We start from the raw sequence: 23,598 nt of genomic DNA, 5'->3' as shown, positions 1-23,598 counted from the left end.
GCCCCTTATTGCCCGGCGCAGAGCTTGGCCGCCGTGACGCCCTGGGGCAGTTCCTGCTCGGTGAACCCGAACGGCTCCACCAGCTTCTTGTGTTCGTCGGTGCCGATGAGCTTGGCCAGTTCGGCGTTGAAGGCTTCGGCGAAGGCCTTGTCGTCGGTGCGGAAGGCATAGGCGCCGTAGCCGCGCACGCCCTTGCCGTCGATCACGGGATCGGTGAAGGGATCGGCCTTTTCCAGCCCGCTGCCCGCCTGCGTCTTGCCCATCAGGTCATTGATGGTCAGCGCCGTGGCGGCATAGGCGTCGGCGCGGCCGGCCTGCACGCCGGACAATGCGCTGACCGCGTCCGGGAACACCACGACCTGGCCCGACGGGATCTTCACTTTCTCGGCATAGTCGCCCTCGATGGCGCCCACCACCACGCCCAGCCTGGCGTCCGGATTCTTGGCGACGTCTTCATAGCTGTGCAGGTTCTTCGGGTTGCCCTCCTTCACCAGAAAGGCCTCGCCCACGCCGTAGGTCGGGTTGGAAAAAGCCACCTGCTGGCAGCGTTCGGGCGTCACATACATCCCGGCCGCGATGATGTCGAAGCGCTTGGCGGCCAGTCCGGGGATCAGCGAGCCGAACTCCGTCAGCACGCCCTCCACTTCATTGATGCCCATGCGCTTGAGCACGACGCGGGCGATCTCGACGGATTCGCCCGTGACCTTGGCTTCCTTGCTGTCCATGTAGGCGAACGGCGCCTCGTTGGCGTAGCCGATCCGGATCTTGCCGGCGGCCTTGGCGGCTTGAAGGGTGCTGGTCCCTGCGGCCGGGGCGGCGCCCGCCGCGGGGGCCGGCTTGTCCGAACCCGAATCGGAGCAGGCGGCCAGAATGCCCAGGCTCAAGGCCAACAGCAGTCGTCTGGATCGAAGCAAGGTCATGGATATTTCTCCCGTATTTATTTCTAGGTGCATGGCTTCACTAAAAATAATACGCTATTAAATGATTTCTACACGAATGATACAGACGCAAAAAAGCAGGCCTAAGCCTGCTTTTGAGGTCCGTTGCCCTATGGCGGGTTAGAACACGTTACAAACGGTAGGGAGATATGGCACCGTTTATTCGGCGTACGAGAACCGTCCATTCTTGACGATGCCCATGACCCGCGCGCGCTCGTCGAAACCCTGGTGGTTGTCCTTCGAGATATTCAGCACGCCGTTGGGCACGACCAGGTCGCGCGTGCTTTCCAGCGCATCGCGCAGCGCCACGCGGAACGCCGGCGTCCCGGGCTTGGCGCCCGTCTTCAGCGCCCGCGCCACCGCGGAATCCAGCAGCATCCAGGCGCCGTAGGCATCGCCGGCAAACTGCGTCAGCGTGTTGGGGCCGTACTGGTGCTCATACTTGTCGGCGAACTCCACCGCCACCTTCTTGACAGGGTTGGCGTCCGGCAATTCGCGCGCCACGACGCCAGGCCCGGTCGGGAACAGCGTACCCTCCACGTCCTTGCCGCCCACCTGCAGGAACTCCAGCGTGCCGATGCCGTGCGTCTGGTAGATGGCGCCCGTGTAGCCGCGTTCCAGCAGCGTCTTCTGCGGCAACGCCGAAGGCGTGCCGGCGCCGGCGATCAGGACGGCGTCCGGCTTGGCGGCGATGACCTTCAGCACCTGGCCCACCACCGACGCATCGGTGCGCTGGAAGCGTTCCTGCGCCACGATCTTCAGGTCCGAGCCCGCCGCGGCGGAGAACTCTTTCCACCAGCTGTCGCCGTAGGAATCGGCGAAACCGATGAAGGCCACGTTCTTCAGGCCCTTCTTCTTCATGTCCTCGACCAGGACGGTCGCCATCAGCGAATCGTTCTGCGGCATCTTGAAGGCCCAGGCGCGCTTGGGATCGGACAGCGGCTCGACGATGACGCTGGACGCCGCCAGCGCAATCATCGGCGTGCCGGTTTCGGCCAGCACATCCAGGCCCGCCAGCGCGGCGGCCGTGGTGTTGGGGCCCACGATGGCGTCGACCTTGTCTTCCGAGGTCAGCTTGCGCATGTTCTTCACGGCGCGGCTGACGTCCGTGCCGTCGTCCAGGACCACATAGCGCGCGGGCTCGCCGCCCAGCGTGTTCGGCCACAGCCGGATCGCGTTATTGGTCTGGATGCCGATGGCGGCGGCGGGACCCGTCGTGGACACGTCCACGCCGATGACGATTTCGGCGTGGGCGGACAGGACGGGAACCGCCAGCGCGACGGCGCAGGCGTAGCGGGCAAGAATGCGGGACATGACAACGGCTCTCGGGAAGGTGGTGAGGGATGCCGCTATTTTGCCTCATGCCCGGCGCGCGCCTTTTGCGCGGCCGCATGGCCACCTTGCGCGCGACGTCGCGTGCCCTCTGCACGCGGGGCCCGTTACATCGGCTTGCCGTTGCGTACGGCCGTTTTCCGCGTCGGGCATGCGGGTGCGCCGTATCATCGACGATGCCGCCTGAGGCAAGGCGAACCGCCCGCACCGGCGGACTCGCCTCCCCACCCCGGACGCGCCGCGCACGGCCGCGTTCCTTCACAGGAGTCACGTATGAAGAAAACCGCAACCGCCGCCTGGACGGGCGATCTGAAGACTGGCAAGGGCACGATTTCCACGCAGAGCGGCGCGCTCAAGAGCCAGCCGTACGGCTTCAATACCCGCTTCGGCGACACGCCGGGCACCAACCCCGAAGAACTGCTGGGCGCCGCGCACGCCGGCTGCTTCACCATGGCGCTTTCCAACATCCTGGGCGAGGCCGGCATGGTCGCGCAAAGCCTGGACACCAAGGCCGAAGTCACGCTGGACAAGGTCGACGACGGCTTTTCCATCACCGCCGTCCACCTGACCGTGGAAGCGGTCATTCCGGGCGCCTCCGCGCAAGCCTTCGAGGAAGCGGCGCGCAAGGCGGAAAAAGGCTGCCCGGTTTCCAAGGTGCTGAACGCCAAGATCTCCATGGACGCCAAGCTCAAGTCCTGATCGGGGGCATGTTCGGGTCCGGTCCCTTGAAGGGGCCGGATCATTGGCCCGCCCTATTCCGGGTTTGGGCAAAATCAATTTGACGGTCACCGGTCGCTTCTGGAAAATGAGAACCATTCTCAGGAGCATCGCATGACCGGCTTCATCTACGCGATATCGGGCGGCAACGCCGCCACGGCCCATGACCCACGGGTCACGGCAAACCTGCGCCGCATGGTCGGCTCCGGCATCCTGGTCGCCGTGGGCTACATCGACCCGGGCAACTGGGCGACGGATATCGCGGGCGGCAGCGGCTTCGGCTACGGGCTGCTCATGGTGGTGATCACGTCGGCCTTCCTGGCGCTGGGATTCCAGGTCCTGGTTTCGCGCCTGGCGCTGGCCACCGGCGAGGATCTGGCCACGCTGACGGCCCGGCACCTTTCCCCCCGCCTCGCCAAGGCCGCCTGGGTCGCGGGCGAAGCCGCCATCCTGGCCACGGCGCTGGCCGAGCTCATCGGCGGCGCGATCGCGTTGCGGCTGCTGTTCGGGCTGCCCCTGATCGCCGGCGTGGCCGTCACCGGCATCGGCACGTTCGCGGTATTGACGATGACCCGCGGCAACGCAGACCGGCACGAGCGCGTGATCGCCCTGCTGCTGTCCGTGGTGGCGCTGTCGTTCGTGTTCCTGCTGTTCAAGGCGAACCCGGCCTGGACCGAGGTGGCGCACGGGGTGACGGAAACAGGCAAGGCGCTGCGCGATCCGCAGGGGTTCCTGATCGCCCTGGGCATCCTGGGCGCGACCCTCATGCCGCACAATCTCTACCTGCATTCCGGATCGCTGGCGCAGCGCGCCCGGGACCTGCCCGCCGAAGCGCGCGGCTTTGCGATGCGCGTGGCGCGCAACGACACCATCGTGTCGCTGGGCGTGGCCATGCTGATCAATTCGGCCATCATGATCGTGGCCGCCGCGTCCCTGTCCGGCTCGGGCATGGCCGTTTCCAGCCTGGACGACGCCCATGCGGTGATCGGCCATACCCTGGGCATCGGCGCGGCCGTCGTGTTCGCGGTGGCGCTCTATGCCGCCGGGCAGAGCTCCACCATCACCGGCGTGCTGGCCGGCCGCATCCTGTCGCGGGGATTCCAGGTGCGCAGCAACTGGTCGGACCGCCGCCGCGCCCTGGTGACGCGGCTGGTGGCGGGCGCCGCCGCCGTGGGCCTGCTGGCCTTCACGGGCGGCCAGGATCCGGACGGCTTGCTGGTGCTGAGCCAGGTCATCCTGAGCCTGGCGCTGCCCTTCGCGCTGGGCCCGCTGGTGGTGCTGGCCTGCCGCAAGAGCCTGATGGGCAAATACGTGCTGCGCGGCGCCTGGGCCTGGGCCGCGATCGGCGCGACCGCAAGCATCATCGTGCTGGACGGCTATCTGCTGGTGGACATGGTGGCCTGAGGCCGGGCGGAATCGGAAGACGCCGCTGCCCGAGCCCGTCGCCAGAAGCAGGGGCCGGGTCCAGAGACGGCAAGACAAAAAAAACGCCAGCGGATGCTGGCGTTTTTTCTAGGCTGATGCTTGCGCTCAGTGGTGGGCGGAGACCACCGGGTGCTGCCTGCGGCCCGCGTCCATGTCGTGCAGGACTTCGCCCACTGCGCCACCCAGCGCCGCAAGGCGCACTTTCAGGCGCAGCCAGGCCGAGCGTGCGGTCGGACCGGACAGGGTTTCCGCCTTGATGGCCTCGCGGATCAGGGACCGCTCCAGCGCATCCGACATACGGGCATTTTTCAACGCGGTATCGCTCATGATTCTCTCCTTGAGAAAGCGCGATGTGGAACAACACGACCCCATCTTAGATCCGCGTTTGTTGCGCCGCAATAAAAATCACAAACATTTTTTTGCCCGTTGCGCAATGGGTACAAACACCACCATTACGGTGCATGCAGCACCCTATTTCGCACTAGTTTTGTGCGCCGTCCTCCGCCGTTCGGGTAGGCAGGTGGGCCTGGATCAGCTTGTCGGCCATGTCCGCCACCCTGCCTGCCGGCCCGCCTTCGCCAAACAGCTGGCTGGACACGAAGGCCCCTTCGATCAGCAGCAACAGGCCGTCGGCCAGCGCTTCGGGATCGGCCGCGCCCATTTCGGCGGCCATGGCGTTCAGCCGGCGACGCAGCTCCAGCTTATGGGCCACGGCGACCGCCCGGGCGGGATGGTCCTGCTCGGGGTATTCGACCGCGGCATTCGTCAGGCCGCAGCCCCGGTAGCCGTTCTGCACCGCCCGGCCGCCCAGGCCGGACAGGTAGTCCAGCAGTTGGGCCCGGGGGTCCCCCGGATGCGCCGCGCACGCGGCGTCAAAGCGCGCCCAGAATTCGGCGTCGTAGTCTCGAAGGTAGGCGGCAGCCAGTTCATCCTTGGATGAAAAGCTGCGGTACAGGCTGGGCTTGGTCACGCCGGCCTGGGTGACGATCGCGTCCACGCCCACCGCGCGTATGCCGTCGCGGTAGAACATTTCACGCGCGGTCTTGCGTATGCGGTCCGCCGCCAGCAGCGGCTTGGCGGCAGGCTTGCCGGAAGACGGGGAGGTGGCGGGAATCTTGCTGGCCATACTCGGCTCCTTTTCCACGGGGCGGCCGAAGAGAATCCCAGCCAGCCCCGAAAACAGGGTCGCCAAAAAAAGCTTGACGATGTTACTGACCGGTACGTACTATTCGCGAACCCTAATACGTACCGGTAAGTAACATGAGTATAGCCCAACCTCCCTTCCCCTTCCGGCGCGCCGGCCAAAAGTATGCGTTCGTGGTTGTAGCGGTCATTTTCCTTTCGCTGCTGGTCGCGGCCGGGCTGCGGTCTTCGCCCAGCGTGCTGCTGGTGCCGCTGGAGGAAGCCTTTGGCTGGAGCCGCAGCTCGATCTCGTTCGCCGCCGCGCTGGGCATCTTTCTGTACGGACTGGTCGGCCCGTTCGCCGCGGCCGCCATGGAACGCTTCGGACTGCGCCGCGTCCTGATCAGCGCGCTGATCCTCATGGCCGCGTCCAGCGCCATCAGCGCCTACATGACCGAGCCCTGGCACCTGCTCATGACCTGGGGCGTGTTCTCGGGCATCGGGTCCGGCGCGGTCGCCATCGTGATGGGCGCAACCGTCGTCAACCGCTGGTTCGTCAAGCACCGCGGCCTGATGATGGGGTTGCTGACCGCCAGCGCCGCCACCGGAACGCTGGTGTTCCTGCCCGTGCTGGCCGCGCTGGCCTCGTCGGGCGACTGGACGCGGGTGGTCTGGACCGTGGCCGGCGCAGCCGCCGCGCTGGTGCCGCTTGCCTGGTGGCTGGTGCCGGACCGCCCGTCCAGCGTGGGACTCGTTCCGTTCGGCAGCGATCCGCACGCCCAGCCTGCACCCGCCGCGCCGCGCACCGGCATGATCGCCGCCACCTTCGGGACCCTGGCCCGCGCCGCCAGGACCCGCACGTTCTGGTACTTGTTCGCCACCTTCTTCGTGTGCGGCTTCACCACGAACGGCCTGGTCGGCACGCACCTCATCGCGCTCTGCGGCGACCACGGCATGCCGGAAGTGCAGGCGGCGGGCCTGCTCGCCGTGATGGGCATCTTCGATCTGTTCGGCACGACCGCGTCGGGCTGGCTGACCGACCGCTACGATCCGCGCAAGCTGCTCTTCGTCTACTACGCGCTGCGCGGCCTGTCGCTGATGTACCTGCCCTACTCCGACTTTTCGTTCTACAGCCTGTCCATCTTCGCGATCTTCTTCGGGCTGGACTGGATCGCCACCGTGCCGCCGACGCTGCGCCTGACCACGGAAGCCTTTGGCGAACGCGATGCCTCCATCGTCTTCGGCTGGATCGTGGCGGGCCACCAGATGGGCGCGGCAAGCGCCGCGTGGATGGCCGGCGCCCTGCGTGATGCACAAGGCAGCTATCTGATGGCCTTCGTGATCTCGGGCGCGACGGGGCTTGTCGCTGCCGTGCTGGCGCTGATGATCGGCAGGAAGCGCGTCGTGGCGCAGCCGGCCTGAGTGAACCCGGCGCGGGGTGGCAAGCGCCGCCCCGCGCCTTGCGGCTACTCGGTCTCGCCCAGATACGCCGCTCGCACCTTGGGATCGTGCAGCATCTCGCGGGCCGGGCCCGACAAGGTGATCTCGCCCGACTCCATCACGTAGCCGCGATGGCTGTTTTCCAGCGCCAGGCGCGCATTCTGCTCGATCAGCAGGATGGTCACCCCTTCGCTGGCGATCGTGCGCACCACGTCGAAGACCTTCTCGACCATCAGCGGCGCCAGGCCCATGGACGGTTCGTCCAGCAGCAACAGCCTGGGGCGCGCGATCATGGCGCGACCCATCGCCACCATCTGCTGTTCGCCGCCCGACAGCGTCCCGGCCGCCTGCTTGCGGCGTTCGGCCAGACGCGGGAACAGCGTGAAGACACGGTCGGTGTCCTGCCGGATCTGCGCCGCGTCGCGGCGGATATAGCCGCCCATCGCCAGGTTTTCCTCGATGGTGAGCTGCCCGAAGATGCCGCGGCCCTCGGGCACCATGACCAGGCCCTTGCGCACCAGTTCATGCGACTTCTGGCCGCCGATCGATTGCCCCGCATAGACGATCTCGCCGCCGGCCAGCGGCACCAGGCCGCAGATGGCGCGCAGCGTCGTGCTCTTGCCCGCGCCATTGGCGCCGATCAGGCAGACCAGTTCGCCTTCGTCCACGCGCAGGTCGGTGCCACGCACTGCACGGATGCCGCCGTACGACACCTGCAGGCCGCGCAGCTCCAGTAGGGGTTGGGATGCCATCATGTTGCCTGGCCCTCGTTGTGGATGAGCGGGTCCTGGGCAGCCCCCGCGCCCAGGTACGCTTCAATGACCTTGGGATCGCGCTGCACCTGGGCGGGTTTGCCCATCGCCAGCACCTTCCCGTATTCCAGCACCAGCACGCGATCGCACAGGCCCATGACAAGCTTCATGTCGTGCTCGATCAGCAGCACCGTCACGCCGTCCGCGCGGATCTTCTCGACCAGCTTGCGCAGCACCACCGTTTCCGAGGCGTTCATGCCGGCCGCAGGTTCGTCCAGCGCCAGCAATTTGGGCTCGGTCGCGAGCGCGCGGGCGATCTCGAGGCGGCGCTGGTCGCCATAAGGCAACGAACGCGCGACGTCATTGGCGCGATGGCCGATGCCGACGTAGTCCAGCAGTTCCTGAGCGCGCGCCTCGATGGCGGCCTCTTCGGCGCGCGTGGCGCGGGTGCGCAACACGGCGCCAAGAACACCCGCCCGAGTGCGCATGTGGCGCCCGATCATCACGTTCTCGATGGCGCTCAGGTTGGCGAACAGGCGGATGTTCTGGAAGGTCCGGGCCAGTCCGGCAAAGGCGACCTCATGCGGCTTCTTGCCGGTCATGGTTTCGCCATTGAACGTGCAGGTGCCCTCTTCCGGGATGTAGAGGCCGGTCAGCACGTTGAACAGCGTGGTCTTGCCCGCGCCGTTCGGCCCGATCAGGCCGTAGATCTCGCCCTGCTCGATGTCGAAGCTGACGCCCGACAAGGCCTGCAGGCCGCCGAATCGCTTGCCCAGGCCCTGGGCTTGCAGCAGTTTGCTCATGCCGCGCCTCCCTGGGTCTTGGTCGCGAGTTCGCGCTTGCGCACCGCCGACGGCCACAGGCCGGCCGGACGGAACAGCATGACGCACACCATGGCCAGGCCGAACAGCAGCATGCGGATGCCCTCGGGATCCAGCACCACGGCGCCGAACAACATGTGCTGGACGGGTTCGACCACCGCGCGCAGGAATTCGGGCAGGGCCGCCAGGATCAGCGCACCCAGGATCACGCCCGGGATGTGGCCCATGCCGCCCAGCACCACCATGCACAGGATGGAGATGGACTCCATGAGCGAGAAGCTCTCGGGGCTGACGAAGCCTTGCATCGACGCGAACAGCGCGCCCGCCACGCCGCCGAAGGACGCGCCCATCGCGAAGGCCAGCAGCTTGATGTTGCGGGTATTGATGCCCATCGCCTTGGCGGCGATTTCATCTTCGCGGATGGCCTCCCAGGCGCGGCCGATGCGCGAGTTCTGCAGGCGCACGCAGACCAGGATGATGATCAGCGTCAGCGCGAGCAGCAGGTAGTAGTACTTCTCCGGCCCCGTGACCCGGATGCCCAGCAGGCTCTCCGTGCGGCCGAACGCAAACTCGCCCACCTTGAAGGTGTCGATGCGGTTGATGCCCTGCGGACCGTTCGTGATGTTGATGGGCGCATTCAGGTTGTTCAGGAAGATCCGGATGATCTCGCCGAACCCCAGCGTGACAATCGCCAGGTAGTCGCCCCGCAATTTGAGCGTCGGCGCCCCCAGCAGCACGCCGAACAGGCACGCCACCGCCAGCGCGATCGGCAGGATCGCCCAGAACGGCAGATGCAGGCCGAAATGCGGCGAAGCCAGCAGCGCCCACGTATAGGCGCCCACCGCATAGAACGCGATGTAGCCCAGGTCCAGCAGCCCGGCAAAGCCCACCACGATGTTCAGGCCCAGCGACAGCATCACGTACAGCAGCGCGAAGTTCAGGATGCGCACCCAGCTCTGGCCGGCCATGCCGATCACGAAGGGCAGCACCGCCAGCACGATGCCGATGAGGGCGATGCCGATGAGGTTGCGGGTGGAAAAGCCGCTATGTTTGAGAGAGGTGCTCATGCGCGGTCTCCCACGCGTTCACCCAGCAGGCCCGACGGACGGAAGATCAACACCAGCACCAGCACGAAGAACGCGAACACGTCCTGGTAGTGGCTGCCGAGAAAGCCCCCCGTCAGGTCGCCGATGTAGCCCGCGCCCAGCGATTCGATGATGCCCAGCAGCAGGCCGCCGGCCATGGCGCCGACCAGGTTGCCGATGCCGCCCAGCACCGCCGCGGTGAAAGCCTTCAGGCCCAGCATGAAGCCCATGGTGTATTGCGACACGCCGTAATAGGTGGCGACCATCATGCCCGCCACGGCGGCCAGCGCCGAGCCGATCAGGAACGCCGCCGAAATCACGGTGTTGATGTTCACGCCCATCAGGCCGGCCACTTCCCGATTCTGCGCGGTGGCGCGCATCGCCGTGCCCAGCCGGGTCTTGTGCACCACGGCCAGCAGGCCTCCCATGATCAGCGCCGCGATCACGACAATGGCGATCTGCAGCGTGCTCATGCGCGCGCCGGCGAACTCGAACACCTGCGGCGACAGCACCTGTGGGAAGTTCAGGTAGTTGCGGCCCCAGCCCATCATCGCCACGTTCTGCAGGATGATGGACACGCCGATGGCCGTGATCAGCGCGGCCAGGCGCGGCGCGCGCCGCAGCGGCCGGTAGGCCACGCGCTCGGCCGTCCAGCCCACCGCCATGCACAGGGGCACCGAGACCAGCAGCCCCACGCCAAGCACCACGAAGGCCGAGACGCCGGGATCGCCGCCCACCAGCGAAATGGCGATCGTCGTGGCCGCCATCGCGCCGATCATGACGACGTCGCCATGCGCGAAGTTGATCAGCCCGATGATGCCGTACACCATGGTGTAGCCAAGGGCGACCAGGGCGTACACGCTGCCTAGCGTGACGCCGTTAATCAGTTGTTGAATGAAGATATCCATAGGGGCCGCTGAATAAGCCTGGAAAAAACGCGCGTCGCGGCCAGGGCGCAATGGCCTGGCTTGGCGTGAGCGCGCCGCGGCGCCGGACGGCGCCTGCGGACAGAGCGGGCGGACCGTGGCGCAGCCAGGTTCCGCCCTCGTTCAACCCGCCTTAGTTGGCCTGGCTGACCATCGTTTCAACCATCTCCCACTTGCCGTTCTTGACTTCGTAGATGGTGACCGAGATTTCCTTCAGGTCGCCCTTGTCGTCATACGAGATGTGTTCGCTGGTGGCGCCCTTGCGGTTCAGCTTGGCCAGCGCCGGCAGGTACTTTTCGGGCTTGGCCGAACCGGCCTGCTCGATGGCGGTGATCATGTTCCATGCGCCGTCGTAGGCATACGGTGCATACACGCCGGGCGCCTTCTTGAAGCGCGCCTGGTATTTCTGCTCGAAGTCCTTGCCCGCGGCCATCTTGTCCAGCGGCACGCCCGCCAGCGAGGCGTAGGTGCCGTCGGCGGCGTCGCCGGCCAGCTTGATGAAGGTGTCGCTGCGGGTCATTTCGCCCGAGACCAGCGGCGCCTTCAGGCCCAGCGTGGCCAACTGGCGCTTCATCGGGCCCGACTGCGCATCCAGCCCGCCGTAGAAGATGGCGTCGGGCGCGGAACCCTTGATGTTGGTCAGGATGGCCGTGAAGTCGTTGGCCTTGTCGGTGGTGTATTCACGGCGCACGACCTGGCCGCCCGCGGCCTTGACCGCCTTTTCGACTTCGTCGGCCAGGCCCTGGCCGTAGGCGGTGCGGTCGTCGATGATCGCGACCTTCTTGGCCTTCAGGTTTTCCACCATGAATTTGCCGACCGCGGCGCCCTGCTGGGTGTCGCTGGTCATCATGCGGAACGTGGTTTCGTAGCCTTGCTTGGTGTATTCCGGCGACGTCGCCATGGCGATCTGGGGCAAGCCCGCCTCATGGTAGACGCGCGAGGCCGGGATGGTCGTGCCCGAGTTGAAGTGCCCCAGGATGCCGATCACGTCCTGGTCGACGAGCTGCTGGGCGACCTGCACGCCGACGCGCGGGTCGGCCTGGTCGTCGCGCGACACCAGCACGAACTTGGCCGGCTGGCCGTCGACCTTGATGCCCTTCTTGTTGGCTTCTTCCAGGGCCAGGTTCAGGCCGTTCTGCATGTCCTCGCCATAGTGGGACTGCGGACCGGTCAGCGGCGCGGCAAAGCCGAATTTGATGTCGGCAGCCTGGGCGGCGGCGGTCATGCCGGCGGCGGCAATGCTGGCGGCAAGAAGCTTCAAAGTGGTGCGGAACTTCATGGGGGTATCCTCCGATAGGTCGGACTTAAGGCCTTGTTATACCTGAGCTTTTAGCCAGGCTTTTGGTTTTTTTACTACCGCGGGCCCGCTGATCGACGGGTCCCGCGCATGCATTTTCTGCAAAGCCTGGATGCCGGATTGCGACAGCCAAGCCAGAGGTGCGACCGGATTTTGCTTCCAGTGCAACCTAGCCCGATATTGGAGATAACCCTTGGGTTCCCAAGGGTTACCCCTTGGTCACGATTACCCGATGGTCATGAGGCTGGCGTTGCCGCCGGCCGCCGCCGTGTTCACGCTGATGGACCGCTCGGTCAGGAGGCGTTCCGGCACATAGCTGGCGCCCGCCGCCAAGGCGTCGGGGGTCAGGCCATGCACCGCCAGGATCGCGCCCGGACGCTGCGCGATGCGCTGGTTCAGCGCCTGCAAGGCATCGCCATCGCCTTCGAACAGCACGGCGTGGTAATCCGCCTGGTCGATTTCGGCGTCGGCGAGAATGCCCGCCTGCCCCTGCTGCTCGGCGTCCAGCCCGGACAGCAGTTTCTGCGCCGCGGGCGTGTCCGCGAACCAGGCATGGTTGCCGGTCAGCCTGGCGACCGACCATTGGGCGCGCGCGCCGGCATCGGTGGCCGCCACGCAATACACCGCGCCGCGCGGCTCGACCATGTAGGTGTTGGTCTCGCCGGTGGGACCGGGCAGCGCGATCCGCTGCGGCAGCGGCGCCGCGGCATCCAGCGCCGGCGGCAGGCCCGCCGGGCGCGTGCCCAGCAGGCGGTACATGTACAGCGGGCCGCCCGCCTTGGGACCGGTTCCGGACAGGCATTCGCCGCCGAACGGCTGCACGCCCACCACGGCGCCCACGATGTTGCGGTTCACGTAGACGTTGCCGGCATGGACCTGGCCGGTCACGTGGGCGATGGTTTCGTCGATGCGGGTGTGCACGCCGAAGGTCAGGCCATAGCCCGTGCCGTTGATGGCGTCGAGCAGCGCGTCGAGTTCATCGCGCTTGTAGCGCACCACGTGCAGCACCGGGCCGAACACTTCGCGCGTCAGCTCGCTGATGTGGTCGATCTCGATGATGGTGGGCGGCACGAAGGTGCCATGGCGGCATTCGCCATTCAGTTCGACCTGGTCCACGCGGTGGCCCGCCGTGCGCATCGACTCGATGTGCCGCTGGATGCCGTTGCGCGCCTCGGTGTCGATGACCGGGCCCACGTCCACCGAGAGGCGGTCGGGGTTGCCGACGGCGAGTTCGCGCATGGCGCCGCGCAGCATCGTCAGCACGTGGTCGGCGTTGTCGTCCTGCACGCACAGCACGCGCAGCGCCGAGCAGCGCTGGCCGGCCGAATCGAAAGCGGAGCTGAGCACGTCGAACACGACCTGCTCGGACAGGGCCGACGAATCCACCACCATGGCGTTCTGGCCGCCGGTTTCCGCGATCAGCGGAATGGTATGGCCGTCGTCATCCAGCCGGTCAGCCAGCGTGCGCGCAATGATGCGCGCCACGTCGGTGGAACCGGTGAACATCACGCCGCGCACGCCGGGATTGGCAACCAGCTGGGCGCCCACGGTTTCGCCGCGGCCCGGCAGCAGCTGCACCGCGCCGGCAGGCACGCCGGCTGCATGCAGGATGGCCACGGCCTGCGCCGCGATCAGCGGCGTCTGCTCGGCCGGCTTGGCCAGCACGGTGTTGCCCGCAGCCAGCGCGGCCGCGACCTGGCCGGTGAAGATGGCCAGCGGGAAATTCCACGGGCTGATGCACAGCACCGTGCCCAGCGGGCGATGCGTGTCGTTGCTGAACTCGCGCTCGGCCTGGTCGGCGTAGTAGCGCAGGAAGTCCACGGCCTCGCGGACCTCGGCGATGGCGTTGGGCAGCGACTTGCCGGCCTCGCGCACGATCAGGCCCAACAGGGTCTGCATCTGCTCTTCGAGCAATTGCGCGGCGCGACGCAGGCACTGGGCCCGCTCGGCCACCGGCGTGGACTGCCAGATGGGCGCGGCGTTGGCGGCGGCACGCAAGGCAAGTTCGGCTTCGTCGGCCTGCGCTTCGATAACGTGGCCCACCACGTCGCGCAGATTGGCGGGGTTGCGCACTTCGATGGCCCGGGCGGCATCCCATACCTCGCCGCCCTCGCCCAGCATGGGCGCGGCGCGCCACGGCGTGCCGGCGCTGGCCAGCAGCGCGGCGGACAGCGATCCCAGGCGATGTTCGTTGCTCAGGTCCAGGCCGGCCGAGTTCGCGCGGGCGCCCTGCTGCAGATTGCCGTAGAGCTCGCGCGGCAGCGGAATCTTCTCGTGGGGCGCGCCCAGCGGCACGATGCGCGCGGCCGCTTCGACCGGATCGGCCACCAAAGTCTCGACCGGGATGCTGTCGTCGCCGATCAGGTTCACGAACGAGGTATTGGCGCCGTTCTCGAGCAGGCGGCGCACCAGGTACGCCAACAGCGTTTCGTGCGTGCCGACCGGCGCATAGATGCGGCACGGGCGGTTGAGCTTGCCCTGCGTCAGCGGTCCGACCACTTCGTCGTACAGCGGCTCGCCCATGCCGTGCAGGCACTGGAATTCATACTGGCCCGGGTAGTAGTTCTGCCCGGCCAGCTGGTAGATGGCCGCCAGCGTGTAGGCGTTGTGCGTGGCGAACTGCGGATACACGGCTTCGGGCGCGCCCAGCAGCTTGCGGGCGCAGGCCAGGTAGGCCACGTCCGTGTACAGCTTGCGCGTATAGACCGGATAGCCTTCCAGGCCGTCCACCTGGGCGCGCTTGATCTCGCTATCCCAGTAGGCGCCCTTGACCAGGCGCACCATCACGCGGTGACGGCTGCGGCGGGCCAGGTCGATCACGTAGTCGATCACGAACGGCGCGCGCTTCTGGTAGGCCTGGATGACGAAGCCGATGCCGTTCCAGCCCTCGAGTTCCGGCGAGAAGCACAGCGCCTCCAGCAGGTCCAGCGAGATCTCCAGGCGGTCGGCCTCTTCGGCGTCGATGTTCAGGCCGATGTCGTAGCTGCGGGCCAGCGCCGTCAGCGCCTTCACGCGCGGCAGCAGTTCGGCCATGACGCGTTCGCGCTGCGCGCGAGAATAGCGGGGATGCAGGGCCGACAGCTTGATGGAAATGCCCGGGCCTTCATAGATGCCCCGGCCGGCGGCGGCCTTGCCGATGGCGTGGATGGCCTGCTCGTAGGACGCGTAATAGCGTTCGGCGTCCTCGGCCGTGGTGGCGGCCTCGCCCAGCATGTCGTAGGAATAGCGGAAGCCGCGCGCTTCCATCTTGCGGTTGTTGGCCAGCGCCTCGGAAATGGTCTGGCCCGACACGAACTGTTCGCCCATCATGCGCATGGCCATGTTCACGCCCTTGCGCACCAGGGGCTCGCCGCCCTTGCCGATCAGGCGAGTCAACGCCTTGGACAGCGATTGCTCGCTGCTCACGGCGACCAGCTTGCCGGTGATCATGAGGCCCCACGTGGCCGCGTTCACGAACAGCGATTGCGAACCGCCCATGTGCGATTTCCAGTCGCCGCGCGCAACCTTGTCGCGGATCAACGCATCGCGGGTGGCGCGGTCCGGAATGCGCAGCAGCGCTTCGGCCAGGCACATCAGCGCCACGCCTTCCTGGCTGGACAGCGAGAATTCCTGGATCAGGCCTTCGACGCCGCCGCCGCTGCGCTTGCCGCGCAGCTTCTTGACCAGGCCAGCCGCCATCGCATGCACCTTTTCCAGGTTGGGCATGCGGGCCTGGCCCAGCAGCAGCGGAACGCATTCCGGTTCGGGGCGGCGGTACGCCGCGGTGATGGCCGCGCGCAGCACGGACTGCGGCTGCACGTCCTGGCCGAACTCGTAGAACGGCGGGGTCGGGGCCGAATGGCCTTCGGCCGTCTCTTCCTCGCTGGCCGCGTCAGCGCCCAGGTGGGACATCTCGGCGGGAAGATGGCCGCGCTCGATCTTGTCCAGGTAGGAAAGGATCGCCTGCTTGTGCAGCCAATGGGGCGTGCAGTTGAGCTTGTGGGCGGCGGCTTTCAGGCGGTCGCGGAGTGCGTCGTCGACTTTGACGCCGAGGGTCGTGCTGGCCATAAGAGATTGCTTCCTGTCGCATGGCAAAGGTAATACTGGGCCCGAACGAAACCCAGCATGGGTAGGACCGTATGCTAGACAGGTTGCAACCGCGTTTGTATTAAGGTTAACCCTAGGTCAACGCCAAGTTAACCGCTTGAGATCGCGAGGTTTATCCCGCACCGTCCCCGGTTTGGTCCTTCAGCGCGGAACATCCCATCATCTGTACCGAAGCGGTTCCGGCGGGCGTCTGGCCGCGGATCGCCGTAGCCATGACGCCGGCCAGGCTCACCACCGCCCGCTGCTGGGCGGCGATCAGGCTGGGCACGGCGGAATCCGCCACCGGTTCGGTAACGACGCTGCGGCACAACAGGCCGGAACCCTTCATGTTGACCGGACGCACCCGCCACGTCGCATCCAGCTGCGCCATGCTGCCCGAGACCAGCTCGAAGCGCTGCACATCCGTCTGCACGCGCCAGACAGGCGCGCCCGGGGCGGGCTTGACCACCTGGACATCCAGCGCGCCAAGCTCGCGCTTCAGGGCGTCAGACAAGGCGCCGCGCAGCTCGTCGCCCAGCGGCGAACTCCAACGCTCGGAGTACAGGGCCGACACGCTGCCGTCGCCGGTGCGCACCATCAGCTGGGGCTGGTCGGCCTGGGTGGAAATCGAAACGGCCTGCACCTCGATGAGAAACGAGGCGGTCGGCGCGCCGGGCGCCCGGGCGGCCGCGGGCGTCTGCAGGGTGTAGTAGTGCACGGGCGGCGACGAACCGCAGGCCGCAAGCGCGCCGGACAGGGCCAGCACGGCCAGCACGGCCCGGGGCCGCGACGCGCCGGCCGGGCGCCGGCCGGCTGGCGCGGCGTTCATCCGGGACTGGGTTGCGAAGCGAACGCAGCGTGAGAGTCGGCTTTTCATGGGTATCTAGTTCCTGACAGGGCCGGCGCCGGGGATGGGATCCGCGCCCCGGCCGCGCAGCAAGGCTTCGGGATTGGATTGCAGGAAGTCGGCAAGCGCCCGCAGCGAACGCGCCGCGCGGCTCAGTTCCTGCATCGCCCGTTCCGTGTTGACCGGCAGCGACGCATCCGAGGCCAGCAGCGCATTGATGTCGGCCATCGACTCCTTGGCCTGCCTGAGCATCTTCTGCGCTTCCGGCGCGACCTGCTTGTCCAGGCGGTTCATCAGCTTGGACGTGCTGGACAGCGTGGCGCGCAGGTCCTCGCCGATCTTGTCGAAGGGAATCTTCTCGATCTTGGCGACGATGTTGCTCACCTGCTGCTGCAGCTGGTCCAGGTTGCCCGGCACCGTCGGGATCAGCGCGGGCTCGGACATCTTGAACTCGACCGGCTTGGCGTTGGGGAAGTCGTCCAGCACCACGTAGAGCTGGCCGGTCAGCAGGTTGGCGGTGCGCAGTTGCGCCCGCAGGCCATGCTTGATCATGACACCCAGCAAACGGCCGCCCGCCACATCGCCGTCCTTGATGGCGCGCTCGCGCACTTCCTCATATACGCGTCCCAGGCGTTCCGGGTACAGCGTGGCGTCCACCAGCGAGTAGAAGCGCTTGGATTCCGGATCGAAGTCCAGCGTGATCTGCGTAACGTTGCCCAGCGTGATGCCGTTGAAATCGATCGGTGCACCGACGGTCAGGCCGCGGATCGACTGATCGAAACGCATCCGGATCGGGAAGGCTTCGCCGTCCGGATTGGCCTTGGCGGCAGCCTCCGTGGCGTACAGGTCGAAATTCGAATCGGCCGGCGCCTGCGCGCCGCCATCGCGGGCGGTCTGGACCGGCTCGAAGGCCACGCCGCCCACCGCCATCGACACCAGCGACTGCGTACGCACCTTCAGGCCATCGGCGTTGACGCTGAAATCCACGCCGCTGGCATTCCAGAAGCGCGTGCCGTTGGTGACGAACTTGTCGTTGGGCGCATCGACGAACACCTCGACATTCACGGCGGCGCCGTCCTTGTCCAGGCCATAGCCGATCACGCGGCCGACGTTGATGCGGCGGAAATACACCGGCGAACCGATATCCAGCGACCCCAGGTCAGAGGCCCTGAGCTTGAAGCGTTTGCCGGCGCGGTCATGGGTGACGGCGGGCGGGACTTCAAGCCCCTCGAAGCTGCGCTTGGTGGCCCGGTTGGACTCGCCCTTGCCCTCTTCCGCGTCCACGCCGATGTAGGCGCCCGACAACAGGGTGCCCAGGCCCGACACGCCGCTCACGTCAAGGCGCGGCCGCACCACCCAGAAGTTGGTGCCTTCACGCGCCAGGTCCGAGACTTCCTTGGCCAGTTCGGCCTGCACGACCACCTTGCTGCGGTCGGCGTTGAAGCCGATGGACTTGACCGTGCCGATGTTCACGTCCTTGTAGCGCAGCTGGGTCTTGCCGACCTCGAGCCCTTCGGCGGTGTTGAAGGAGATGGAGATGTCGGGCCCGGCCTGCATCCAGGTCCGCACAACCAGCGACAGGCCCATCAGCGCGGCCACCACGGGCACCAGCCAGATCCACGAGATCCGGCTCTTCTCTTTGCGCGAGATGGAGGGCGACGCGAACTTCTCTTCACCAGATCCGGGAGCTTGCTCGGACATCTACTCTTCCTTTTTTTGGACGGGGAACAACGGCCTTCCTAGCCCATTTCCTTACCGGCGACAGCTGCCGGCGAACGCCGGGCCTGCACCGGCGCTGATTCAATTTCACTCTGGCCTTCCAGGTCCCAGCTGCGGCGAAGATCGAAGCTCATGGCCGACAGCATGGTCAGGATGACGACAACGCCGAACGCGGCGGCGCCTGCCCCCGCGCTGATTTCCATCAAGCCCTGGAAATCGGCCAGCGCCGCCAGCAATATAACGACAAACACGTCCAGCATCGACCATTGGCCGATGAATTCCACCATTTGATACAGGCGGGTACGCGGCCGCAGGTTGGTCGTGCTGCGCCACTGCTCGGTCAGCAGCAGCAGGATAAGCGCAAGCAGCTTGGTCAGCGGCACCGCCACGCTGGCGATGAAGACGATCAGGGCGATATCCCACGAGCCCATTTCCCAGAGCTCGACCACGCCGCCCAGGATCGTGTGGGCGCTATCGCCCAGCACGGAGCTGACCTGCATCACGGGCAGCACATTGGCGGGGATGTAGAAAACCACGGCGGCCAGCAGCAGCGCCCAGGTCCGCGCCCGGTGATCGGGCTTGCGGTAATGCACCAGCGCGTCGCAACGCACACAGTGATGGTGTTCCTCGGGATCGGCGTCGCGCGGCAGCGCCTGCACCTGGCCGCACACGTGGCAGCCGGTCAGGACCACATCAGGACCGGCCTGGGGCACATGCACGGGCACCACGCCCACGCTTTCGGCGTAGCGCCACAGCACGTGGGGCGACAGCCGGCCCAGCATGGTGAGCAGGATGGTCAGGACGCCAAACGCGCCCAGCCCGATACCCGGCGACACCGCCGCCATGCCCGCCAGCTTGACCACCGCCACCAGCACGCCCAGCAGGAACACCGGCACCATGCACCAGGGCCGCAGAAAGCCAAGCAGGCGCATGGCGCCATGAAAACCGGCCGGTTCGCGGCCCCGAGACAAGGGGCCCAGCACCCACAGCAACACGGTAAGTTGCAGCAGCGGCAAGCCGAAGCCGGCCAGCCCGGTCATGACGGCAACCACCCAGTGGCCCTGGCGCCAGGTAATGGAGATGGCGTCCAGCAGGGACGCCTGCTGGACCATGCCCTGCACGGACATCGAAGCGACCGGGTAGGCGTTGGCCACCCCGAAGACGATCAGGGCGGAGATGGCGAGCGCCAGCCAATTGGACAAAGTAAGCCCGCTGTAGCGCCACAGTGTGGCGCCGCAGCGGGCGCAATTGGCAGTCTCGCCAGGTTCAAGCTGATGTCGGCGATAAATGCTTGCGCAGTGTTCACACTCGATCAGCGGCTGACGGTCCGCGGTCATCAGTCGACTAGTTCGACTTCCTGCTTGTCCGGCGCGTCCGACGAAGGCGGCTTGCCGCTGTCGTCGAAGTCCAGCGTAACCTTGCCCGACTCGTCCAGGTCCACGGTGACCGAACCGCCATCGACCAGCTTGCCGAACAGCAGCTCGTCGGCCAGCGCGCGCCGGATGGTGTCCTGGATGAGGCGTTGCATGGGACGCGCGCCCATGAGCGGGTCGAACCCCTCCTTGGCAAGGTGTTCACGCAGGCGCGTGGTGAATACGGCTTCCACGCGGCGCTCGTGCAACTGGTCTTCCAGCTGCATGAGGAACTTGTCCACCACGCGCATGATGACTTCGTGGTTCAGCGCGGCGAAGGGGATGATCGCGTCCAGGCGGTTGCGGAACTCGGGCGTGAACATGCGGCGGATTTCCGCCATTTCGTCGCCCACCATCCGCGAATTCGCAAACCCGATCGACGGACGGTTCAAGGTCTCGGCGCCCGCGTTCGTCGTCATGATGAGGATGACGTTGCGGAAGTCCGCCTTGCGACCGTTGTTGTCGGTGAGGGTGCCGTGGTCCATGACCTGCAGCAGGATGTTGAAGACATCCGGATGCGCCTTTTCGATTTCATCGAGCAGCAGCACGCAGTGCGGCTGCTTGGTGATGGCTTCGGTCAGGAGCCCGCCCTGGTCGAACCCCACGTATCCGGGAGGCGCGCCGATCAGGCGCGACACGGCGTGGCGTTCCATGTATTCCGACATGTCGAAGCGCAGCAGCTCGACGCCCAGCGTGAACGCCAGTTGGCGGGCCACTTCGGTCTTGCCCACGCCCGTGGGGCCGGAAAGCAGGAAGGCGCCGATCGGCTTTTCCGGCTTGCCCAGACCCGAGCGCGCCATCTTGATGGCGGCCGACAGCGCATCGATGGCGCCGTCCTGGCCGAACACCACCGTTTTCAGGTCGCGGTCCAGCGTGGCGAGCTTGCTGCGGTCGTCGTTGGAGACGGACTGCGGCGGGATGCGCGCGATCTTGGAGACGATGTTCTCGATGTCGACCTTGCCGATGACCTTCTTCTGGCGCGAACGCGGCAGCAGACGCTGCGCGGCGCCGGCCTCGTCGATGACGTCGATGGCCTTGTCGGGCAGATGGCGGTCATTGATGAAGCGCGCCGAGAGCTCGGCGGCGGCCGACAGCGCGGCAGCCGAATAGCGCACGCTGTGATGTTCTTCGAAGCGGCTCTTGAGGCCGCGCAGGATCTGCACGGTCTGTTCGATGCTGGGTTCGGGCACGTCGATCTTCTGGAACCGGCGCGACAGCGCATGGTCTTTTTCGAAGACGCCGCGGTATTCCGTGTAGGTGGTCGCGCCGATGCACTTGAGCTGCCCGGACGACAGGGCCGGCTTGAGCAGGTTGGAGGCATCCAGCGTGCCGCCCGAGGCCGAGCCGGCGCCGATCAGCGTGTGGATTTCGTCGATGAACAGAATGGCGTCGGGGTTGCCGCGGATCTGCTTGAGCACGCCCTTCAGCCGCTGTTCGAAATCGCCGCGGTACTTGGTGCCGGCCAGCAACGCGCCCATGTCCAGCGAATAGACCTGGGCGGCCTGCAGGACTTCGGGCACTTCTCCGCGCGTGATGCGCCAGGCCAGGCCTTCGGCGATGGCGGTCTTGCCCACGCCGGCTTCGCCAACCAGCAGCGGATTGTTCTTGCGGCGGCGGCAAAGCACCTGGATGACGCGTTCGACTTCGTGCTCGCGTCCGATCAGGGGATCGATGCGGCCAGCCAGCGCGGCGGCGTTCAGGTCGGTGGCGTATTGGTCCAGCGGCGACTGGCGGGAGTCGCCCTGTTCTTCACCATTGGGCTGTTGCTCTTTCTGCACGGCGGCGGACTCCACCTGCGGCTGTTTGGTAATGCCATGAGACAGGAAATTGACGACGTCCAGCCGCGTCACGCCCTGCTGTTGCAGGTAGTACACGGCATGCGAGTCCTTTTCGCCAAAAATGGCCACCAGCACGTTCGCGCCCGTGACAGGCTTCTTGCCCGTGCCGCCGGCGGAAACATGCATGATCGCGCGCTGGATGACGCGCTGGAATCCCAACGTCGGTTGCGTGTCGACTTCGGCGCCGCTCGGGATGACCGGCGTATTTTCCGAGACGAACTGGCGCAGGTTGCGGCGCAGGTCATCGAGATTGGCGGCGCATGCGCGCAGGACCTCGACCGCCGAAGCGTTGTCGAGCAACGCCAACAGCAGGTGCTCGACGGTAATAAATTCGTGCCGGGCCGAACGGGCCTCGACGAAAGCCATATGCAGGCTGACTTCAAGCTCTTGAGAAATCACGCTTCCTCCGTAACGCATCGAAGCGGGCTAATACACGATTCATATTCTATGCCGATCATGGCGTAACGCCAGCGATTTCAAAAACCACGCTGTCGTGGCGGCCATGTGTATCCATGACGGTAAGCGTATACCGGCCGTCCCGCGCCAGCACCAAATTAAACGGATGACCCGCCGCGCCATGACTTGCGACACGGCCATCGAGCATCCACCATACCTCGCCTTCGGCGCCCTGGACATCCACGTCCACCGCCACTTGGCGCATGCCAGGCACAGGCCGCAGCACCGAACCGCTGGCGACGCCGCCCAGGCGCAAAGGCCCCTTCGTGGCATCGGCGTAGCCGGCAAACGACGGCGGCGCCGTATCGTTGAGCGTCCAGGCCGCGCGCTGTTCAGGACACATTCCCGAGGGCACGCTGCCCAGCCTGTAGCCCAAGGGCCAGCACGTCACGGCCGCCTGCACCGTTTCGGGCTTGACGCGGACCTGCTGGGCGCCTTCCGGCAGCGCCGACACAATGTCGTGCAGTAGCGGCGCCGCCACATTCGCCCCGAAAAATCCCGGGTTCGGCGTGCCGTCCGGGCGTCCGACCCAGACGCCGATCGTCCATCTGTCGGTCACTCCGACGGCCCAGGCGTCCCGGAATCCGAAACTGGTTCCGGTCTTCCAGGCCAGTTGCCGCCCCGGACTGCCCGACTGGTAGAACGGCCGGTCGGGGTGACCGCCGCCTTCCAGGATATCTCGAACGATCCAGGCCGCGCCAGGACTCATCATACGGGACTCGACCCTGGGCTGCTCCGCCCTGAGCCGGGGCCGCCCCGAGACGCCGCCACGGGCCAGCGCACGATAAGCGCCGACCAGTTCTTCCAATGTGGTGCCGCCCCCGCCCAAAATCAAGCTCAAATTCGGTTCGGCGCCGGCGGGCAAACGTAACTTCACTCCGCCCGACAGCATGACAGAGGCAAAACTGACGGGGCCGACGCGGTCCAGCAGATCCACCGCCGGCACATTCAACGACCGCTGCAAGGCCTGCGCCACGCTGACGGGGCCGGAAAACGCCGCCTGGAAATTACCGGGCGCATAACCGCCAAACGACATCGGCGCGTCGATCAGCAGGCTTTCCGAGTGGATCAGCCCCTCGTCCAGCGCCTGGGCGTACAGGAACGGCTTGAGCGTGGAGCCCGGCGACCGCACGCCCCGCACCATGTCCACGTGGGCGTAGCGGGTATCGTCGGAGAAATCCGCGGACCCGGCATAGGCCTTGACCTCCAGGCTGTCGTTGTCCATCACCAGCACGGCCATCGATACCTTGGGCGGCAAGCTATCGACCCGATCCAGCAGCATTTGTTCCACCGACGCCTGCATATCCGCGTCCAGCGTCGACGTCACCAGCGGCGGCCGCGCGCCCGGGCGGCGCGCGCCGGGCGCGGCGCCGGCCTCCTGCAGCAGCCGCTGCGCCGCCAGGGGC

At 66.6% G+C, this 23,598-nt stretch carries 18 protein-coding genes; 3 read left to right on the top strand and 15 right to left on the bottom strand.

The annotated features are described in order from the left end of the window. Positions 1-5: 5 nt before the first annotated feature. The gene (ehuB, locus tag ABE485_RS08885) at positions 6-920 is read right to left on the bottom strand and encodes an ectoine/hydroxyectoine ABC transporter substrate-binding protein EhuB (protein WP_346514927.1); all 915 of its coding nucleotides are present in this window, start codon (positions 918-920) and stop codon (positions 6-8) included. Between the two features lie 177 nt (positions 921-1,097). Continuing rightward, positions 1,098-2,252 (bottom strand): ABC transporter substrate-binding protein, encoded by a 1,155-nt coding sequence (locus ABE485_RS08880; protein ID WP_346514926.1) that lies wholly within the window; start codon positions 2,250-2,252, stop codon positions 1,098-1,100. Between the two features lie 291 nt (positions 2,253-2,543). Here ABE485_RS08880 and ABE485_RS08875 point away from each other — a divergent pair, with 291 nt between their 5' ends. After that, a complete protein-coding gene (locus ABE485_RS08875) occupies positions 2,544-2,969 on the top strand; it encodes an OsmC family protein (protein WP_346514925.1) in 426 nt (141 codons plus the stop codon). 132 nt (positions 2,970-3,101) lie between these two features. After that, on the top strand, positions 3,102-4,391 hold the full coding sequence (locus ABE485_RS08870) for an Nramp family divalent metal transporter (protein ID WP_346514924.1): 1,290 nt from the start codon (positions 3,102-3,104) through the stop codon (positions 4,389-4,391). Positions 4,392-4,517: 126 nt separating this feature from the next. Here the strand turns inward: ABE485_RS08870 and ABE485_RS08865 are convergent, their stop codons facing one another. Both ABE485_RS08865 and ABE485_RS08860 read right to left on the bottom strand, forming a co-directional pair. Then, positions 4,518-4,739 carry an XRE family transcriptional regulator gene (locus ABE485_RS08865; protein ID WP_346514923.1) on the bottom strand — a complete coding sequence of 74 codons (222 nt, stop codon included), beginning with the start codon at positions 4,737-4,739 and terminating at the stop codon, positions 4,518-4,520. A 154-nt stretch (positions 4,740-4,893) separates the two neighbouring features. After that, on the bottom strand, positions 4,894-5,538 hold the full coding sequence (locus ABE485_RS08860) for a TetR/AcrR family transcriptional regulator (protein WP_346514922.1): 645 nt from the start codon (positions 5,536-5,538) through the stop codon (positions 4,894-4,896). A 134-nt stretch (positions 5,539-5,672) separates the two neighbouring features. Between ABE485_RS08860 and ABE485_RS08855 the strand changes: the two genes are divergently transcribed. Beyond that, the gene (locus ABE485_RS08855) at positions 5,673-6,956 is read left to right on the top strand and encodes an MFS transporter (protein ID WP_346514921.1); all 1,284 of its coding nucleotides are present in this window, start codon (positions 5,673-5,675) and stop codon (positions 6,954-6,956) included. Positions 6,957-7,000: 44 nt separating this feature from the next. On the opposite strand, the gene ABE485_RS08850 is transcribed toward ABE485_RS08855, so the two are convergent. The 11 genes from ABE485_RS08850 to ABE485_RS08800 form a co-directional block, all read right to left on the bottom strand. Further along, the gene (locus tag ABE485_RS08850) at positions 7,001-7,729 is read right to left on the bottom strand and encodes an ABC transporter ATP-binding protein (protein WP_346514920.1); all 729 of its coding nucleotides are present in this window, start codon (positions 7,727-7,729) and stop codon (positions 7,001-7,003) included. After that, entirely contained in the window at positions 7,726-8,529 is an 804-nt protein-coding gene (locus tag ABE485_RS08845) for an ABC transporter ATP-binding protein (protein WP_346514919.1), read from the bottom strand. The genes ABE485_RS08850 and ABE485_RS08845 overlap by 4 nt, the downstream gene beginning before the upstream one ends. Next, the gene (locus ABE485_RS08840; protein WP_346514918.1) at positions 8,526-9,614 is read right to left on the bottom strand and encodes an ABC transporter permease subunit; all 1,089 of its coding nucleotides are present in this window, start codon (positions 9,612-9,614) and stop codon (positions 8,526-8,528) included. The genes ABE485_RS08845 and ABE485_RS08840 overlap by 4 nt, the downstream gene beginning before the upstream one ends. Beyond that, positions 9,611-10,462 carry a branched-chain amino acid ABC transporter permease gene (locus ABE485_RS08835; RefSeq protein WP_369818557.1) on the bottom strand — a complete coding sequence of 284 codons (852 nt, stop codon included), beginning with the start codon at positions 10,460-10,462 and terminating at the stop codon, positions 9,611-9,613. Before ABE485_RS08835 ends, ABE485_RS08840 begins: the two co-directional genes overlap by 4 nt. A 229-nt stretch (positions 10,463-10,691) precedes the next feature. Then, positions 10,692-11,837, bottom strand: a complete 1,146-nt coding sequence (locus ABE485_RS08830; protein WP_346514917.1) for a branched-chain amino acid ABC transporter substrate-binding protein — start codon at positions 11,835-11,837, stop codon at positions 10,692-10,694. 243 nt (positions 11,838-12,080) lie between these two features. Further along, positions 12,081-15,902 (bottom strand): trifunctional transcriptional regulator/proline dehydrogenase/L-glutamate gamma-semialdehyde dehydrogenase, encoded by a 3,822-nt coding sequence (gene putA, locus ABE485_RS08825; protein WP_346514916.1) that lies wholly within the window; start codon positions 15,900-15,902, stop codon positions 12,081-12,083. 151 nt (positions 15,903-16,053) lie between these two features. Next, the gene (locus ABE485_RS08820; RefSeq protein ID WP_346514915.1) at positions 16,054-16,749 is read right to left on the bottom strand and encodes a PqiC family protein; all 696 of its coding nucleotides are present in this window, start codon (positions 16,747-16,749) and stop codon (positions 16,054-16,056) included. Positions 16,750-16,803: 54 nt separating this feature from the next. Continuing rightward, positions 16,804-18,468: an intermembrane transport protein PqiB gene (locus tag ABE485_RS08815; RefSeq protein WP_346514914.1), complete on the bottom strand. Its 1,665-nt coding sequence runs from the start codon at positions 18,466-18,468 to the stop codon at positions 16,804-16,806. A 38-nt stretch (positions 18,469-18,506) separates the two neighbouring features. Continuing rightward, positions 18,507-19,823, bottom strand: coding sequence for a paraquat-inducible protein A (locus ABE485_RS08810; protein WP_346514913.1), 1,317 nt, complete (start codon positions 19,821-19,823; stop codon positions 18,507-18,509). After that, positions 19,823-22,135 carry an ATP-dependent Clp protease ATP-binding subunit ClpA gene (clpA, locus tag ABE485_RS08805; protein ID WP_346514912.1) on the bottom strand — a complete coding sequence of 771 codons (2,313 nt, stop codon included), beginning with the start codon at positions 22,133-22,135 and terminating at the stop codon, positions 19,823-19,825. Before clpA ends, ABE485_RS08810 begins: the two co-directional genes overlap by 1 nt. A gap of 55 nt (positions 22,136-22,190) precedes the next feature. Beyond that, a partial coding sequence (locus ABE485_RS08800) for a penicillin-binding transpeptidase domain-containing protein (RefSeq protein ID WP_346514911.1) occupies positions 22,191-23,598 on the bottom strand: 1,408 nt, incomplete at its 5' end.

The organism is Achromobacter spanius (assembly GCF_039673305.1).
GTDB lineage: Bacteria > Pseudomonadota > Gammaproteobacteria > Burkholderiales > Burkholderiaceae_B > Achromobacter > Achromobacter spanius_F.
The sequence above is the reverse complement of the archived record's forward strand: the minus strand, read 5'-3'. Positions and strand labels throughout refer to the sequence as shown.

Excerpts from the sequence above, each read along its gene's own strand:
- ehuB (WP_346514927.1), bottom strand. The coding sequence starts at position 920 with ATGACCTTGCTTCGATCCAGACGACTGCTGTTGGCCTTGAGCCTGGGC.
- ABE485_RS08880 (WP_346514926.1), bottom strand. The coding sequence starts at position 2,252 with ATGTCCCGCATTCTTGCCCGCTACGCCTGCGCCGTCGCGCTGGCGGTT.
- ABE485_RS08875 (WP_346514925.1), top strand. The coding sequence starts at position 2,544 with ATGAAGAAAACCGCAACCGCCGCCTGGACGGGCGATCTGAAGACTGGC.
- ABE485_RS08870 (WP_346514924.1), top strand. The coding sequence starts at position 3,102 with ATGACCGGCTTCATCTACGCGATATCGGGCGGCAACGCCGCCACGGCC.
- ABE485_RS08865 (WP_346514923.1), bottom strand. The coding sequence starts at position 4,739 with ATGAGCGATACCGCGTTGAAAAATGCCCGTATGTCGGATGCGCTGGAG.
- ABE485_RS08860 (WP_346514922.1), bottom strand. The coding sequence starts at position 5,538 with ATGGCCAGCAAGATTCCCGCCACCTCCCCGTCTTCCGGCAAGCCTGCC.
- ABE485_RS08855 (WP_346514921.1), top strand. The coding sequence starts at position 5,673 with ATGAGTATAGCCCAACCTCCCTTCCCCTTCCGGCGCGCCGGCCAAAAG.
- ABE485_RS08850 (WP_346514920.1), bottom strand. The coding sequence starts at position 7,729 with ATGATGGCATCCCAACCCCTACTGGAGCTGCGCGGCCTGCAGGTGTCG.
- ABE485_RS08845 (WP_346514919.1), bottom strand. The coding sequence starts at position 8,529 with ATGAGCAAACTGCTGCAAGCCCAGGGCCTGGGCAAGCGATTCGGCGGC.
- ABE485_RS08840 (WP_346514918.1), bottom strand. The coding sequence starts at position 9,614 with ATGAGCACCTCTCTCAAACATAGCGGCTTTTCCACCCGCAACCTCATC.
- ABE485_RS08835 (WP_369818557.1), bottom strand. The coding sequence starts at position 10,462 with ATGGTGTACGGCATCATCGGGCTGATCAACTTCGCGCATGGCGACGTC.
- ABE485_RS08830 (WP_346514917.1), bottom strand. The coding sequence starts at position 11,837 with ATGAAGTTCCGCACCACTTTGAAGCTTCTTGCCGCCAGCATTGCCGCC.
- putA (WP_346514916.1), bottom strand. The coding sequence starts at position 15,902 with ATGGCCAGCACGACCCTCGGCGTCAAAGTCGACGACGCACTCCGCGAC.
- ABE485_RS08820 (WP_346514915.1), bottom strand. The coding sequence starts at position 16,749 with ATGAACGCCGCGCCAGCCGGCCGGCGCCCGGCCGGCGCGTCGCGGCCC.
- ABE485_RS08815 (WP_346514914.1), bottom strand. The coding sequence starts at position 18,468 with ATGTCCGAGCAAGCTCCCGGATCTGGTGAAGAGAAGTTCGCGTCGCCC.
- ABE485_RS08810 (WP_346514913.1), bottom strand. The coding sequence starts at position 19,823 with ATGACCGCGGACCGTCAGCCGCTGATCGAGTGTGAACACTGCGCAAGC.